Source organism: Amycolatopsis vastitatis, from assembly GCF_002234595.1.
Taxonomy (GTDB): domain Bacteria; phylum Actinomycetota; class Actinomycetes; order Mycobacteriales; family Pseudonocardiaceae; genus Amycolatopsis; species Amycolatopsis vastitatis.
This window is the reverse complement of record NZ_NMUL01000026.1, coordinates 58,276-72,195: the sequence shown is the minus strand read 5'-3', so window position 1 is coordinate 72,195 and position 13,920 is coordinate 58,276. Positions and strand designations below refer to the sequence as shown.

The following is a 13,920-nucleotide window of genomic DNA, read 5'->3' as shown; positions in this document are numbered from 1 at the left end:
GGCTTCGTGACGACCGCGGATCACATCCCCGAGGATGCGATGCGCCGGCTCGCCGAGATGCGACCCGGCCAGAAGACCAGCCTGTTCACCTCGGACCTGACGGTCAACGAGTTCCTCCTGGTGCGCGAAGCCGGGTTCCGGCCGCTCGGCCTGGTGCTGGGCTCGAGCATCTACCACGTCGGGTTCCAGCGGGGGCAGTGGAGCAAGAACCAGGAGCTGGACCGGCTTTCGCAGGCGATGTACCACGCACGCGAACTGGCGATGTCCCGGATGGAGGCGGAGGCGGACGTCCTCGGCGCGGACGGCATCGTCGCGGTCCGCCTGGAGATCGAGTTCAAGGAGTTCGGCACCGACCTGGCGGAGTTCGTCGCCGTCGGCACGGCCGTGAAGGCCGAGGAGCCCGGTGAGTGGCGCAACAACACCGGGAAGCCGTTCACGTCCGACTTGTCCGGACAGGACTTCTGGACGCTCGTGCAGGCCGGGTACGCCCCGCTGGGGATGGTGATGGGCACGTGCGTCTACCACATCGCGCACCAGCGGTTCCGGCAGATGGTGGGCAACCTCGGCCAGAACGTCGAGATCCCGCAGTACACGGAGGCGCTGTACGACGCCCGCGAGCTGGCGATGTCCCGGATGCAAGCGGAGGCCGAGCAGCTGGAGGCGGAGGGCATCGTCGGGGTGCAGCTGCTCTCGCTGCCGCACCGCTGGGGCGGCCACACGACGGAGTTCTTCGCGATCGGCACCGCCGTGAAGCCGTTGCGCGCCGACCACCGCATCGCCAAACCGCAGCTCGTGCTGCCCCTCACCGACTGATGGACGGGCTGGACTTCCACCTGCTGGTGGCGGCCTTGCGCACGGACCGCGCGGACGTCGAGTCCTACCACCGCGTCCTGTCCGAGACGCTGGGCAGCGCGCTGCCCCCGGGCATGGTCGAGGTCGCGCGCCGCCGCACGTTCGCCGACCGCGTCGCGGGCCGGGACGGCCAGGCGGTGTCGGTGCGGGTGAACACCCCGGACCGGGTATTGGTGCTGCGCACGTCCGAGCACGGCGGAGTGGCAGCCGAGATCCACCACGTGGTCCGGGGAGTGGTGATCAGCCGGAAGCAGACCACGGTCGACGACTGGCTCGAGGCGCTGGCCCAGGAGCTGACAGCGCTGGCGGAGAAGGACACGAAAGCAAGAGCGGCCCTGTCCCGCCTGCTGGGCGGCTGAGAGGTTCGCTGAGAAGTTCGTCGCCGCGGCAGCCGGAATCGCCCGGCCGGCCCCCTCGGGCCCGGCCGGGCTCAACCGGCTGCCGGTCGCGTCCTACCCCACCGCCACCCGCAGGATCTTGTTGTGACTGTTGTGCGGAGTGCTGTCCTTGTCGCCGTCCACGCTGGTGGCCAGCCACATCTGGCCGTCGGGAGCGGGCTCTACCGTGCGGAGCCTGCCGTACGTGCCGTTGAAGAACGTCTGGAAGTTCGTCAGCGAGCTGCCGCTGATCACCGCGCGGTAGAGCCGCGCACCGCGCTGGCAGGCGACGTACAACGCGTCACGGATGATCGTGATGCCACTGCACGAGCCCTGCGCCACCGGATACGTCTTCTTCGGCGCGATGAACCCGGCGGTCCCGCACGAACCCGACGTCCCTTCGCACGACGGCCAGCCGTAGTTGCCGCCCTTCACGATCAGGTTCGTCTCGTCCATGATGCTGTTGCCGAACTCCTGCTCCCACAGCCTGCCCTGGGAGTCGAACGCGAGCCCCTGGACGTTGCGGTGCCCGTAGCTCCACACCGCGTTGTGGAACGGGTTGTCCGCGGGGATCGAGCCGTCCGGGCTGATCCGCAGCACCTTTCCGTTGGGACTGCTGGTGTTCGACGCGTTGTCGCCGTTCTGCGCGTCACCCGTGCCGGCGAACAGGTACCGGCCGTCCGGGCTGAACCGCAGCCGGCCACCGTTGTGGAACTTGTTGCGCGCGATGCCCGTCAGCAGGATCTGCTCGGTGCTCGTGGTCAGCGAGTCGGCGGCCGGGTCGTACTTGATCCGCACGATCCGGTTGTCGTTCGGCGAGGTGTGCATGATGTAGAGCCAGTGGTCGGAGGCGAACGTCGCCGGGTTGATCTCCAGCCCGGTCAGGCCGCCTTCGCCGTCGGTGCTCTGCACGTTCGGCACCGTGCCGATCGTCTTCTTCGCGCCGGTCTTCGGGTTCAAGTGGACGATCGAGTGCGCGTCACGCTGGTTGTAGAGGATCGTGCCGTCCGGCAAGGTCACCAGGCCCCACACGACGTCGTCGTCGGTCCCGACCTGGGTGGCGCCGCAGACTCCCTGCGACGGCGAACAGGTCGAGCCGCCGGTGGTCCTGACGTCCAGGACCGGCATGCTCGGCTCGCTGAGGTTGCCGTTCCCGTCGACGGCCCGCACCTGCAGGTGGTACGGGGTGTCCGGGGTCAGCCCGCCGAGGGTGGTGCTCGCCGTGTCGGACGTCCCGATCTGCGTGCCGGAGTTGTAGATCCGGTAGCCGGTGACCCCCACATCGTCGGTCGACGCGGTCCACGCGAGGCCGATCGAAGTGCTGTTGACCGCGGTGGTGTGCACGTTCCCCGGCACGGACGGCGGCGTGTGGTCGTCGGACGGCGGCGTCTTCACCGCGAGGGTGCCGCTGGCCTGTGACACGTTGCCGGCCGCGTCACGCGCGTTGACGTAGAAGCCGTAGCTGGTGTTGGGGCTGAGGTTCGAGCAGGTCGCGGTCAAGGCGCCGGTTGTGCTGGCGCAGAGCTGACCGTCCCGGTAGACGTCGTAACCCACGACGCCGGCGTCGTCGGTGGCCGCGGTCCACGAGATGGTCGCGCTGGTCGGCGTGACCTCGTCGAGCGTCGGCGTGCCGGGCGGCGACGGCGGGACGACGTCGCCGCCCGAGCCGTAGACGCCGAATTCCTGCAGCGAATAGCCCTTCGACGCGTCGGTGCGGCACCGTTTCGTGCCGTACATCCGCACGTAGCGGCCGGTGCCGTCGAGGGAGGTCAGGTCTTCGACGCCGCCCTTCCCCGTGGTGGTCGCGTAGATCCGCGTCCACGTGGCGTGGTCGGCGGAGGTGTCGATCTCGTAGGCCGTGGCGCAGGAAGCGTCCCACTGCAGCCGGACCCGGCTGACGTGCACCGCCGCACCGAGATCGACGTAGATCCACTGCGGATCGACGCCGGCCGCGCTGGCCCAGCGTGTCGCCGAGTCCCCGTCGACCGCGTTCGCCGCCGGACAGCACCCGCCCGACGACGACGCCGTCACCGGTTTGCCCTGCGACAGCAGGGGATCCGCGGCTTGCGCCGTCCCCGCCGCGGCGGTCGTCCCGATGACGAGCGCGGCCACCGCGGCCACGATCGTCCCCACCCGAATCCGTCTGGTCATCCCGTCCTCCACGCAGCCGGTGCGGAGGGTCGACAGCGCGACACGACACGCCGCGACTCGCCTCCGCGGAACACTGCCGCCGTGGCTCCCGTCTGCTGTAGCTCGCCCGGGCCCGTCGGTGAACGGCCCGTCGGCACAGGCAGAGGCGGATGCCTGACGACGACGGCGGGGTTCTCCGGGACCGGGACCGACCTGGAGCCAGGGCGATCTCGGGAAAACCCTACGAGCGGAACGTCCGGCCGGTCAACCGGCAACCGGCCCGGCTTCCCGCTCACCGGGCAGAGACGCGAACCCGTTGAGGCAGAAGAAGTTCAGTCCGGCATCACCCGCCCGAGGAAACCCCGGACATACCCGGCGATGGCGTCCAGGTGCGTCTCCAGCGCGAAGTGCCCCGAGTCGAGCAGGTGGATCTCGGCGTCGGGCAGGTCGCGGGCGTAGGCACGAGCACCGTCGGCGACGAAGATCTCGTCGTTGCCGCCCCAGACGGCCAGCAGCGGAACCTGGCCGGTCCGGAAGTACTCGTGGAACTTCGGGTACAGCCCGATGTTGTGGTGGTAGTCGGCGAGCAGGGCCATCTGGATCTCCGCGGCGCCGGGCCGGTCCAGCAGCGCCTGGTCGTGGATCCAGACGTCCGGGCTGACCAGCGACGGGTCGGGCACGCCGTCGAGGTACTGCGCCTTGGTGGCTTCGAGGGTGACCATGCCCCGCAGGTCGTCCGCGGTCAGGGTGCCGGCGGCCAGCTTCTGCGGCAGCCCGGCGCCCAGGCCCTCGACGTAGGCGTTGCCGTTCTGCGTGATGATCGCGGTCACCCGCTCCGGGTTCCCCGCCGCGATGCGCAGGCCCACCGGCGCGCCGAAGTCCTGGATGTAGAGCGCGAAGCGGCGGAGGCCGATCTGGTCGAGCAGACCGAGGGTGAGTTCGGCGAGGGCGTCGAAGGTGTAGCCGAACTCCGCCACCGAAGGGGCGTCGGACGCGCCCGCGCCCAGGTAGTCCGGCGCGACGACGTGGTAGCGGTCGGCCAGCGCCGGGATGAGGTGCCGGTACATGTGCGAACTCGTCGGAAACCCGTGGAGCAGCACGATCGTGGGCGCCCCGGCGGGTCCGGCCTCCCGGTAGAACAGCCGGTGCCCGGCGACAGTGGCGTAGCGGTGCTGCACGGTGACCATGACTTCTCCTCACCTCTCATGGATACTTATTCAGTTATCCATGAGATAAGGTAGGCTGTCAACGGATTGGGCAAACTGGGGAACGGATTCGGGAGGCGAACGTGGTCACTGCGGCACCCGGCGAGGACAGCTCCCCCGCCCTGGCATTGGTCAACACCTGGCGCTTGAGCACCGCCGGCGAGGTGGACGAACTCGCCGAGCCCGGCGACGCGACCGAGTGGCTGCGCCGGCACGGCCTCCCGGCAGTCACCCTCGGCCCGGACGACCTGAGCCGCTTGGCCACCCTCCGCACCGCAGTCCGCGAGTTGCTGGCCGCGCTGGCGGAAGAACGCTCACCGGACACCACCGCCGTGGCGACGGTGAACGCGGCCGCCCGCGCCGACACCGTCGCACCCCAGCTCAGCTGGCCGGCCGGCCCACGGCGGGAGTGGCACAGCACCCGGCCGGACACCCTCGACGAAGCCGTGGCATCCCTGGCCCGCGACGCGATCGACGTCGTCAGCGGCGACCTCGGCCGCCTGGTGCGCCCCTGCGAGGCGCACGGCTGCGTCCGGTTCTTCCTCCGCGAGCACGCACGACGCCGCTGGTGCTCCACGACGTGCGGCGACCGGGTCCGCGCGGCCCGGCACCAGCGCCTGGTGGTCGAACAGCGCGAAGCGTCCCAGCAACCCTCCTGACCGGCCCAACCCCACCGAAGGATGCCTCAGCACCCGCCGACCATTGCGGGTTGCGCGCCCAGACGCACGTCGGCCACGTCGACGCCCCGAATTCAATCGGCCACACCTACCCTCCCTCCAGCCTCAGACCCGCGTCTCCGGCCCGGTCGCGATCACTCCGCCGCGAACGCCGCCGAACGGCTCACCTCGGCCCATTCGGCCACCTCCTCCCCGCGAGCGCGTTCCGACCGTTGCACCGCTTCCACCGCGTCCGCGCCGAGCAGCAGCCGCAACGGTGGTTTGTCGAGCCGGACCAGGTCGGCGAGGATGCGGGCCGCCCGGGCCGGGTCACCCTGCTGCTTGCCGTCGCTCGCGTCGCGCAGCCGGTGCATCTCACCCACCGACGCGTCGTACTCCGGCCGGACCGGGGCGCGTTCCATCGAGGCGCCTTGCCAATCCGTGCGGAACGCGCCCGGCTCGACGATCGTGACCTTGACACCGAACGGCTTCACCTCCGCGTTGAGCACCTCGGAGAAGCCCTCCACGGCGAACTTCGCCGCCTGGTACGCGCCAAGGCCCGGCGACCCGCCGACCCGGCCGCCGACCGACGAGAACTGCAGGAAGTGACCCGAGCCCTGCTCGCGGAACACCGGCAGCGCCGCTCGCGTGACGTTGACGACCCCGAAGAAGTTGGCCTCGACCTGCGCCCGGAAGTCTTCCTCGGCCATGTCTTCGATGGGCGCGCTGTTCGCGTAGCCGGCGTTGTTGACCACGACGTCAAGGCCGCCGAACTCGCGCACGGCGAACGCGACCGCCTCACGCGAGGCCTCGGCATCCGTGACATCCAGCGCGAACGCGCGGATCGCGGCACCGAACTCGGCCACCAAGTCTTCCAGCTGTTCCGGCCGGCGAGCGGTGGCGACCACCCGGTCGCCGTCCTCGAGTGCCGCCCGCGCCAGCTCCCGCCCGAACCCGCGGGAACTGCCGGTGATCAGCCACGTCTTGCTCATGATGCCCTCTCCTAGCTCGTCCGGCTCGGCGCTAACCAACCGGTTGGTTATTTCAGGAAACACCTCGAGGGCGGGTTTGTCAACCAACCAGTTAGTTGCTAATGTGGCCGACATGAGAGACGCGGCGGAGACGAAGCGGCGACTGCTGACCGCCGCCACGGAGGAGTTCGCGGAACGGGGCATCGCAGGCGCCCGCGTTGACCGGATCGCGGCCGCCGCCGGCTGCAACAAAGCGATGATCTACTCGTACTTCGGCAGCAAAGACAACCTGTTCGACGCGGTGTTCGGCGAATCGGTCGCCCGGTTCGTCCTCGACGTCCCGCTCGACACCGGCGACCTGCCGGGCTACGCCGGAAGGCTCTTCGACCGGTACGAAGAGCGACCGGACGCGCTGCGGCTGGCGATCTGGCACCGGCTGGAACGTCCCGAAGGCAAGTGGGTCACCGAGATCGTCCTGGCCAACGAAATCCGGCTGCTCGACATGGAGCGTGCCCAGAAGGAAGGGAGACTGTCCGACCACTACACACCCATGGAACTGCTGGTGCTGATCCAGTCGGTCTCGACGGCGTGGACGACGACCAACTCGGAACTCGGCGTGCGCACCACCATCCCCCGCGAGGAACGGCGGGCACTGGTGGTGGACGCGGTCCGGCGCCTGATCGCGGAGCACTGACGAGAGCGGTACGGGAACACCTCGGGCACGAGTAGCGTGTGGTCCGCCGAGCCGGTCGACGGAAGGACACGCAATGGAGTGGACGCTCGAAGTGGTCGTGGTACCGGTGTCCGATGTGGACCGCGCCAAGGCGTTCTACAGTGACCAGCTCGGGTTCACCGTCGACCACGACATGACGATCGACGAGAACACGCGGTTCGTCCAGCTGACCCCGCCGGGTTCCGGCTGCTCGGTCGTGATCGGCAAGGGCGCCGTGCCGGACATGACACCAGGTTCGATCAAGGGACTGCAGCTCGTGGTCAACGACCTGCCGAAGGCACACGCGATGCTGCTCGAGCGCGGCGTCGAAGCCGGCGAAATCCAGGTCTTCGGCATGGGCGCCTGGGACGGAAAGGCCGACTTGGACAACGTCGGGTTCGTGCACTTCACCGACCCGGACGGCAACGCGTGGGCGGTGCAGCAGATCTCGTCGCGCCGCTGACCGGCGACGCGCCGGCAGCAGCACGAGCCAGGCAGCAGCACGAGCCGGGTCGCCGGCCGCGAACCGGCTGGTTGCGGTGGTGAACCCGCGGCACCGGCTCGCCACCGTGCGGCTAGTCGACCAGGGCACCGCAGCTGACGTTGACCGTGGCTGCCGTCATCGTGCGGGCGCGGTCGGACGCGACGAACGCCGCGACCGCACCGACGTCGGCGAGGGTGGCCGCGCGGCCGAGCATCGTCTTGCCCGCGATGCTGTCCTCGATGGCTTCCCGGCCGGGGAAGCCGTCCGGGAGCGTCTCGGGGATCCCGCCTGTCCGTAGCGTCACCGTCCGGATGCCGTGCGGGCCCAGCTCGGCGGCGAGCTGGCGGCGCATCGCCTCGAGCGCGTGGAACGCCACCTGCAGTCCGCCGACGGCGAACTCGCGCACGGGCTCGCCCGCCCCACCGAACAGGAGGATGACACCGGACCGTTTTCCGATCATGTGCCGGGCCGCCGCGCGGGCGGTCAGGAACTGGGTGCGCACGGCAGTCACGACCGGACGTTCGTAGTCCGCGAGTGACATGTCGACCAGCGGTGTGCCCTGGACGTCGCCGTGGGCGATGAGGTTGAACGAGATGTCGATGCCGCCCTGAGCGGCGACCGCGTCCGCGTGCTCGTCGACCGAGCGCTCGTCGAGGGCGTCGACCTGCGCCGTCTCGGCCGATCCGCCGCCCGCCCGGATGCGCTCGGCGAGCTCGTCCAGCCGGGCGAGCGTGCGACCGGCGAGGAAGACCATCGCGCCTTCCTGGGCGAAGCTGGTGGCCACGGCCGTGCCGATCCGCCCGGCCGCGCCGTAGACGATCGCGTTCTTGCCTTCGAGCAACGTCATGAGTCCTCCGATGTCCGGGTCCGTTCATCGGAGCGTCGAACGGGCGCACCCGGAATCGACAGAGGCACGCAGGCCGGAACGCCGATCAGGCAGGCAGCTTGTTCGGGAGGATCGCGTGTCCGTGGAGTTCCTTCGCGACCAGGTACTTCAACGCCGTGTCACTGAGCTCCGGCGGGACCAGCTGCTGCATCTCGACCTCGATGCCGCCCACTTCGAGTGCGTACACTTTGGCCGGGTTGTTGGTCAGCAGGGTGACTTTTCCGAGACCGAGCTGCTTCAGCAAGGCGGCAGCGTCCTCATAGGAGCGAGTGTCGGCCTTGTAGCCCAGCGCCGCGTAGCTGGCGAAGGTGTCGAGATCTTCCTTCTGCGACAACTGGAGCCCCTTGGCCTTGGCCACCAGGCCGGCACCGCGGCCCTCCTGGTCCAGGTAGACCAGCACGCCGGAGCCGTGCTCGCGGATGATGCGACGGGACTCGCGCAGCTGCCACAGGCAGTCGCAATCGGTCGACTCGAAGACTTCGCCGTAGAGGCAACGGGAATGGACGCGGACCGGACAGCCGTCGGACGGCTCGCCGTACACCGCCGCGCACGGCGGGTTCGCCCGGTCCGCTTCGGCCTCGAGGACGACTGCGCGGAACGCCCCGTCGGCGCCCTCCAGCTGGTGCACCACTGATCCGGTCACGGATTCTCCAGGATTCGGTCGGTCTCGAGGGTGCGCTCGACCTCGTCGCGGCCCGGCATGGACTCGGCGATCTCGTCGAGCGAAGGATTGGTCGCCATCGCCGCGATCGCCCAGCGCAGGGCTTCTTCGCGGCTCCGGCCGGCACCCTCTTGAATGAGTTTGTGGATGAGCGCCGCGGAAAAAGCTTCACGGACGCCCGGTGCGTCGTCGAGCGGGACCGGCGGACCCTCGATGTCTTGGGAGATCACGCTCGATCGGATCTTACAACCGAAACTCTCGATGACGCACACGGCACCTACGCCCAAGGACAACAGAGACCGGGCCAGGTCGTCGACGTTGCGGGGACCGTCCGGATCGGACAGCAGCCTGCGCAGCTCGCCTTCGCGGCCGACGAGGTAGTCCACCCCGCGAAGGAGCCGGTAGAGCTGCTGCGGGGTTTCGCGAGGTGGGGAAGCCTGCAGCAGCACCAAGGGCTTTTCCCGTTGCGCGGTGGCGGCCGAGAGTGCCCACTTGATCGTTTCCATCGGCGGTTCGAGCGTGACCAGCACGGCGTCCGCCGCGGCCATCGCCTCCCGAACCCGTGGCGCGCGAAGGTCCTCTCTGGACAAAGAGACCTCGGTTTCGTTCGTCCAGCCGAGGTAGCGGGTCTCCCCGGTCTGGCCGACGAGCACCAGCGCACGCGGGTTGGCGACGCCGGGCGTCTCCTTGACGAGCTCGGTCCCCAGCCCTTCCTTGCGCATGAACTGCAGCAGGTCCTTGGCCTGGGAGTCGCCACCGATCGCGGTGACGAGCCGCGCGTCGAGGCCCAGGCGGCGCCCGGCCACCGCGAGGTTGAGGCCCTTGCCGCCCGGGTGCACGTCGAAGGACTCGGCCTGGACGGCCTCGCCGATTCCGGGCAACTCCTCGGAGACGACCACGTGGTCGGTCACGGCGCTGCCCACCACCACGACGAAACCCACGGTTTCCCCGAGGGATTCGACGTCGGCAGGCTCGGCGTCGTCGACGCAGCGCTCGGCGAGCACGCCCAGCGTCCTGGCTTCGATCGTGCCGCGCAGGCTCCGGACCGTCGGAGACGGGTGACCGGGCGTGACGCCGAGCAGCTCGTGCAGGGTCTCCCAGCCTTCGGCGAGCGCGCGGCGCCGCTCCCCCAGGTCGTCCGCGTACAGCCGCTCCACTTCGGTTCGCTCGCCCACGCGCGCACGAAGGACGCCGAGGGCCAGCGCGGTGTCGGCGATCAGCAGGTCGGCCGGTTCGAGCGCCGCGACGACCGACGTCACGACGTGGACGATCGCTTCGCCCTCGGACACCCCGGTCTCGCGGATGTGACGGCGGACAGAAGGGAGTTCGGCGAGCAGGCGGACGTCGACCTCGGTGGCGTCGAGGCGCTCGACAGTGAGCCCGCTGCGCGTCCTCAGCTTGAGAAAGACGCTCCGGACGCCCTCGACGTTGGCGTCGTACCTCGCCATCGCCCCAGCCTACCTTTCGCTCGGCGTTTGCCTTCTTCCGGTCGGCACTTGCTCGAAGATTCCGGGCACCGCGTCGGCGGACGCGGGCAGCCGACCTCCCATTGTTGCCCCCTCGCCCCGGTGCGACTCGCGAAGTTGCTCCGTTCGGTCCGTTTGACTGCGGCATCCGGGTCTCCCGTGTCGACGGAACGGGCGCTTCCGGGCGTCGACCAGGGAAACCCCTGCCGACGACATCGTTTTGTCAATTGACATTGTTACAGGGCAAATGACACCCTGAAGATGCTCATGGACCCTCGGGAGGTCATCATGCAGCCTCGAAACCCCTGGACGGCGCAAGTAGCCCGGCCCTCGAACACCCTGCTGGGCCTGCGTGGCGCAGCGTCTCCACACGTCAGCGGCAGGGTGGCGGCATTTGCCGGAACGATTGCCATCGGCCTCGTGGTGAGTGGCTGCGCGCTGCCGACGCGGGCCGTGCTCCCCACCGGCGGCGATCGGGTGGTGGTGGTCGTCAGCGGGACGGCGAACGAGCCGCGGCCTGCCGTCACCGACGCCGTCCGCGCGGTACTGCGCGACGCCGCGAACAGCGGGAACGTCTCGCAGCAGGGCTCGGGCAAGAGCAGCGTCGTGCTGGTGTCGGCCGCGGACGGCGGCGACCAGCGCTCGATCGTGCTCACCCCGCGGCGGGCCGACGGGTCGCTGGAGCACGGCCTTTCCCGGCCGTCGCTGATCGACTGGAACGTCACCAGCGCGGTCGACGCGATCGGCGCCACCACGGCGCACAAGAGCGGGCTCGACCTGCTCACCGGCATCGCCGACGCCGTCCGCGGCGTGCCTGCCGGGACACTCGTGGTCCAGAGCAGCGGCTTGAGCACGGCCGGCGCGTTCGACCTGCGGCAGGTCGGCTGGGCGGCCGACCCCGCCGTCATCACCGCGCGGCTGGCCGCCGCCGGGCAACTGCCGCGGCTGCACGGCTGGCACGTGCTCTTCGCCGGGCTCGGTTCGGTGGCCGGCGCCCAGCCGCCGCTGCCGTCGCCGGCCCGCGACCGGCTGGCCGCGTACTGGCAGGCGATCTGCCGGGCGGCCGGCGCGGCGGCGTGCGACGTCGACCAGAGCCGGATCCCGGCCGAGCCGTCACGGGCCGCCGTGGCGACACCGGTCGTGCCGGTACCCGGGGTGACGTCGGTGACCGGCCCGCGCGGCGAGGTCACCACCACGGTTTCGGACTCCGCGCTCGGCTTCGCCGGGGACTCCGCGGTGCTTTCCGAATCGGCCCGCGACCTGCTGCGGTCGCTCGCGGGCAGCATCACGGCCGGCGGCTCGCCAGCGCCGGTCACCGTCCGCGGCTTCGCGGCCGACCCACCGGGGTCGACCGACGCGGGGCGGCGGGAACTGGCGGAGCAGCGAGCGCGTGCCGTCGCCGGCGCGCTCACCGAGGCCGGGGTGACCCAGCGGGTCGACGCCTCCGGCACCGGCACCCAGCCCGGGGTCACCGCGATGACCGGCGGGCGGTTCGACGAAGCGGCGGCGGCCCGGATGAGGCGGGTGGAGATCACGTACCAGGGCCCCGGCCCGAGCTCGTAGAAGACCAGGAGGCACGGCCATGACCAGCACCGACCAGACGCGCAACCTCCCCCTGCCCCAGCCGCGGCCCCGCCGGGAAACCCCCGCCGGCGACCTGCTCCTGGCGCGGGTGCAGGAGCTGAACTACCGCTCCGCCCGGGCGATGGAGGGCCACGTGGTGGGCCCGCACGGCCAGAACCTGACCGTCGGCGAGGCCCAGGCCCGCGCCGAGCTGATCGACCGGCTGATCGAGCTGGAACAGCTCCGCGGCAGCCAGCGCCACCGGCGTGCCGGCCGGCTGACCCGGATGCTGACCCTGCTCACGGTGACCGTGGTCGACCTGCCGATCATGCTGTGGCTGGCGAGTTCGGTGTTCAACGTCGACTGGAGCGACCCGCTGGGGCTGCCGCTGGCGATCAGCGTGGTGATTTCGGTGCTGGCCACCGGCGGCGCGGCGACCGCGCTGCACCACCTGGGTCACAACCAGCGCCAGCACAAGAACGCCAAGCGCCAGCTGGACTGGGCGAAGCTGTCCGCCGGCTCGAAGCTCAGCCTGGCCACGGTCGGGCTGCTCGTCGGGCTGATGGGGGTGGTGATGTTCGTCCGGGTGTACACCGAGGGCGTGCTGTCCGGGATGAACGATCTCGCGGTGCTGATGGCGGTGCTGGTCGCGCTGGTCATGGTGATCTCGGCGACGCTGGTGTTCTGGACGGCCTTCCGCGACGGCTCGCTGGAGCAGGACGACCTGCGCCACTACAGCGAATGCGTGCGGCCGTTCCTCGCGGCGAAGCGCGCGTATGAGGACGAGGCTCACGAGCTGAGCTGCCAGTACGACCTGCTGCGCCGCCAGGCGGCTCGCGGGGAGACCGGCGCCGAGTGACCCTGGGCGGGGCAAGTTGTCCACAGGCGGGCTCGCTTGTGGACAACTTCGCCCCGGGACGGCTGAACGGCCGGTTTCGTCGGTGGGAGTCGATAGATACGTGCGGCGAGCTGCTGGCCGGTGTCGGAACCACGACCACCTCGGCGACCAGCGGTCAAGGGCCGAGCCGGGCGTGCGTTTCCGGAGTCCGGGCGCACGACTTGCCGGAACCCGGTGAGCCGGCAGCCTGAGCCGCTCAGGGGCGTGAGACGCCCATCGGGTTCGGGACCGGGACCACGCCCGCATCGATCAACGCCCGGCTCAGCGGCACCGCCAGCTCCAGGAGCCGCTCGAGGTCTTTGCCCAGCTCCTCCGCCGGTGCTGCCGCCAGGCGGTCCGTGTCCTCCTCGATCCGGTGGCGCAGGGCACGGCCGGTCTCGGTCAGGCGGCCGTCCGCGTCGAGGATTCCGCGGGCCCGCAGCCGGTCCGTCGCCCTGTTCCACTGTTCGTCGGACCAGCCTCGGTGGGGCTGGACGTCAGCTCGGCCTATCACTCCGTCACCTATGTGGGTGAGCGTTGTCTCCAAGCCGCTCAACCCGGCGTGGACCGCCGCGAGGACGTGGCCGTCGCCGCGGTGCTCACGCAGCACCGTTGCCGCCAGCCACAGGCGGCTCCACGACTCCGGTGGCTTCGGTACCGCGGCCCAGCCCGCCGCCAGGGGGCGGCCGTCGCACTCGCACGCCTCCGCCGCCCGGGAAAGCAGGGCGGCCAGTTCCTCGGGGTCGTCCGGTCCCAAGGTCCGGCGCAACGCCGCCGAGACCGCGTCGAGCCGGGACCGGACGACGTCCGCGGGCGAAGCGAACGACCACGCGTCCGGCAGGGCCCGTGCCACCATCTCCGGGGCGAAGCCGAACAACATCGACGTCGCCGCCGCCGGGCCGATCCGGCCGAGGGGGGCCAGGCGGCCCGCGAAGTAGCCCATCCAGTACCCGCGCAGGCCCGCCGCCTTCGCCGCTTCGGCCGTCTCGGGTGCGAAGTAGACGACTGCGTGCAGCGGCTCCACGGCCGCCCACAGCTGCCGGGCCGGTGATGCTCCAACGCCGCTGCCGGGAACCATGG

General features: G+C 70.5%; 14 protein-coding genes. 7 read left to right on the top strand and 7 right to left on the bottom strand.

The features are described 5' to 3' along the window. The first annotated feature begins 6 nt into the window (after positions 1–6). Positions 7–813 (top strand): heavy metal-binding domain-containing protein, encoded by an 807-nt coding sequence (locus tag CF165_RS25555; protein ID WP_240521780.1) that lies wholly within the window; start codon positions 7–9, stop codon positions 811–813. Then, entirely contained in the window at positions 813–1,211 is a 399-nt protein-coding gene (locus CF165_RS25550) for a hypothetical protein (RefSeq protein WP_093950101.1), read from the top strand. The genes CF165_RS25555 and CF165_RS25550 overlap by 1 nt, the downstream gene beginning before the upstream one ends. A 93-nt stretch (positions 1,212–1,304) precedes the next feature. Here CF165_RS25550 and CF165_RS25545 read toward each other — a convergent pair whose 3' ends face one another. Next, the gene (locus tag CF165_RS25545; RefSeq protein WP_240521779.1) at positions 1,305–3,380 is read right to left on the bottom strand and encodes a PQQ-dependent sugar dehydrogenase; all 2,076 of its coding nucleotides are present in this window, start codon (positions 3,378–3,380) and stop codon (positions 1,305–1,307) included. Positions 3,381–3,691: 311 nt separating this feature from the next. Next, complete coding sequence (locus CF165_RS25540) at positions 3,692–4,546, bottom strand: alpha/beta fold hydrolase (RefSeq protein WP_093950100.1); 855 nt, start codon at positions 4,544–4,546, stop codon at positions 3,692–3,694. Positions 4,547–4,647: 101 nt separating this feature from the next. Here CF165_RS25540 and CF165_RS25535 point away from each other — a divergent pair, with 101 nt between their 5' ends. Then, positions 4,648–5,223, top strand: coding sequence for a CGNR zinc finger domain-containing protein (locus CF165_RS25535; protein ID WP_093950099.1), 576 nt, complete (start codon positions 4,648–4,650; stop codon positions 5,221–5,223). A gap of 152 nt (positions 5,224–5,375) precedes the next feature. Here the strand turns inward: CF165_RS25535 and CF165_RS25530 are convergent, their stop codons facing one another. Then, positions 5,376–6,212 carry an oxidoreductase gene (locus CF165_RS25530; protein WP_093950098.1) on the bottom strand — a complete coding sequence of 279 codons (837 nt, stop codon included), beginning with the start codon at positions 6,210–6,212 and terminating at the stop codon, positions 5,376–5,378. 112 nt (positions 6,213–6,324) lie between these two features. Between CF165_RS25530 and CF165_RS25525 the strand changes: the two genes are divergently transcribed. Beyond that, positions 6,325–6,885 (top strand): TetR/AcrR family transcriptional regulator, encoded by a 561-nt coding sequence (locus tag CF165_RS25525; protein WP_093950097.1) that lies wholly within the window; start codon positions 6,325–6,327, stop codon positions 6,883–6,885. A 73-nt stretch (positions 6,886–6,958) separates the two neighbouring features. Beyond that, complete coding sequence (locus CF165_RS25520; RefSeq protein ID WP_093950096.1) at positions 6,959–7,366, top strand: VOC family protein; 408 nt, start codon at positions 6,959–6,961, stop codon at positions 7,364–7,366. Positions 7,367–7,478: 112 nt separating this feature from the next. Here CF165_RS25520 and CF165_RS25515 read toward each other — a convergent pair whose 3' ends face one another. The 3 genes from CF165_RS25515 to CF165_RS25505 form a co-directional block, all read right to left on the bottom strand. Continuing rightward, positions 7,479–8,234 carry an SDR family NAD(P)-dependent oxidoreductase gene (locus CF165_RS25515; protein ID WP_093950095.1) on the bottom strand — a complete coding sequence of 252 codons (756 nt, stop codon included), beginning with the start codon at positions 8,232–8,234 and terminating at the stop codon, positions 7,479–7,481. Positions 8,235–8,319: 85 nt separating this feature from the next. Beyond that, entirely contained in the window at positions 8,320–8,916 is a 597-nt protein-coding gene (locus CF165_RS25510) for a GTP cyclohydrolase II (RefSeq protein ID WP_093950094.1), read from the bottom strand. Beyond that, complete coding sequence (locus CF165_RS25505) at positions 8,913–10,382, bottom strand: PfkB family carbohydrate kinase (RefSeq protein ID WP_093950093.1); 1,470 nt, start codon at positions 10,380–10,382, stop codon at positions 8,913–8,915. The genes CF165_RS25510 and CF165_RS25505 overlap by 4 nt, the downstream gene beginning before the upstream one ends. A 438-nt stretch (positions 10,383–10,820) precedes the next feature. On the opposite strand from CF165_RS25505, the gene CF165_RS25500 reads away from it, so the two are divergent. Together CF165_RS25500 and CF165_RS25495 are read left to right on the top strand one after the other, a co-directional pair. Then, on the top strand, positions 10,821–11,963 hold the full coding sequence (locus CF165_RS25500) for an OmpA family protein (protein WP_240521778.1): 1,143 nt from the start codon (positions 10,821–10,823) through the stop codon (positions 11,961–11,963). A gap of 19 nt (positions 11,964–11,982) precedes the next feature. After that, positions 11,983–12,822 (top strand): hypothetical protein, encoded by an 840-nt coding sequence (locus tag CF165_RS25495; RefSeq protein WP_093950092.1) that lies wholly within the window; start codon positions 11,983–11,985, stop codon positions 12,820–12,822. A 235-nt stretch (positions 12,823–13,057) separates the two neighbouring features. Here the strand turns inward: CF165_RS25495 and CF165_RS25490 are convergent, their stop codons facing one another. After that, positions 13,058–13,918 carry an SCO6745 family protein gene (locus CF165_RS25490; protein ID WP_093950091.1) on the bottom strand — a complete coding sequence of 287 codons (861 nt, stop codon included), beginning with the start codon at positions 13,916–13,918 and terminating at the stop codon, positions 13,058–13,060. Positions 13,919–13,920 lie beyond the last annotated feature (2 nt).

Excerpts from the sequence above, each read along its gene's own strand:
- CF165_RS25550 (WP_093950101.1), top strand. The coding sequence starts at position 813 with ATGGACGGGCTGGACTTCCACCTGCTGGTGGCGGCCTTGCGCACGGAC.
- CF165_RS25545 (WP_240521779.1), bottom strand. The coding sequence starts at position 3,380 with ATGACCAGACGGATTCGGGTGGGGACGATCGTGGCCGCGGTGGCCGCG.
- CF165_RS25540 (WP_093950100.1), bottom strand. The coding sequence starts at position 4,546 with ATGGTCACCGTGCAGCACCGCTACGCCACTGTCGCCGGGCACCGGCTG.
- CF165_RS25530 (WP_093950098.1), bottom strand. The coding sequence starts at position 6,212 with ATGAGCAAGACGTGGCTGATCACCGGCAGTTCCCGCGGGTTCGGGCGG.
- CF165_RS25525 (WP_093950097.1), top strand. The coding sequence starts at position 6,325 with ATGAGAGACGCGGCGGAGACGAAGCGGCGACTGCTGACCGCCGCCACG.
- CF165_RS25520 (WP_093950096.1), top strand. The coding sequence starts at position 6,959 with ATGGAGTGGACGCTCGAAGTGGTCGTGGTACCGGTGTCCGATGTGGAC.
- CF165_RS25515 (WP_093950095.1), bottom strand. The coding sequence starts at position 8,234 with ATGACGTTGCTCGAAGGCAAGAACGCGATCGTCTACGGCGCGGCCGGG.
- CF165_RS25505 (WP_093950093.1), bottom strand. The coding sequence starts at position 10,382 with ATGGCGAGGTACGACGCCAACGTCGAGGGCGTCCGGAGCGTCTTTCTC.
- CF165_RS25495 (WP_093950092.1), top strand. The coding sequence starts at position 11,983 with ATGACCAGCACCGACCAGACGCGCAACCTCCCCCTGCCCCAGCCGCGG.
- CF165_RS25490 (WP_093950091.1), bottom strand. The coding sequence starts at position 13,918 with ATGGTTCCCGGCAGCGGCGTTGGAGCATCACCGGCCCGGCAGCTGTGG.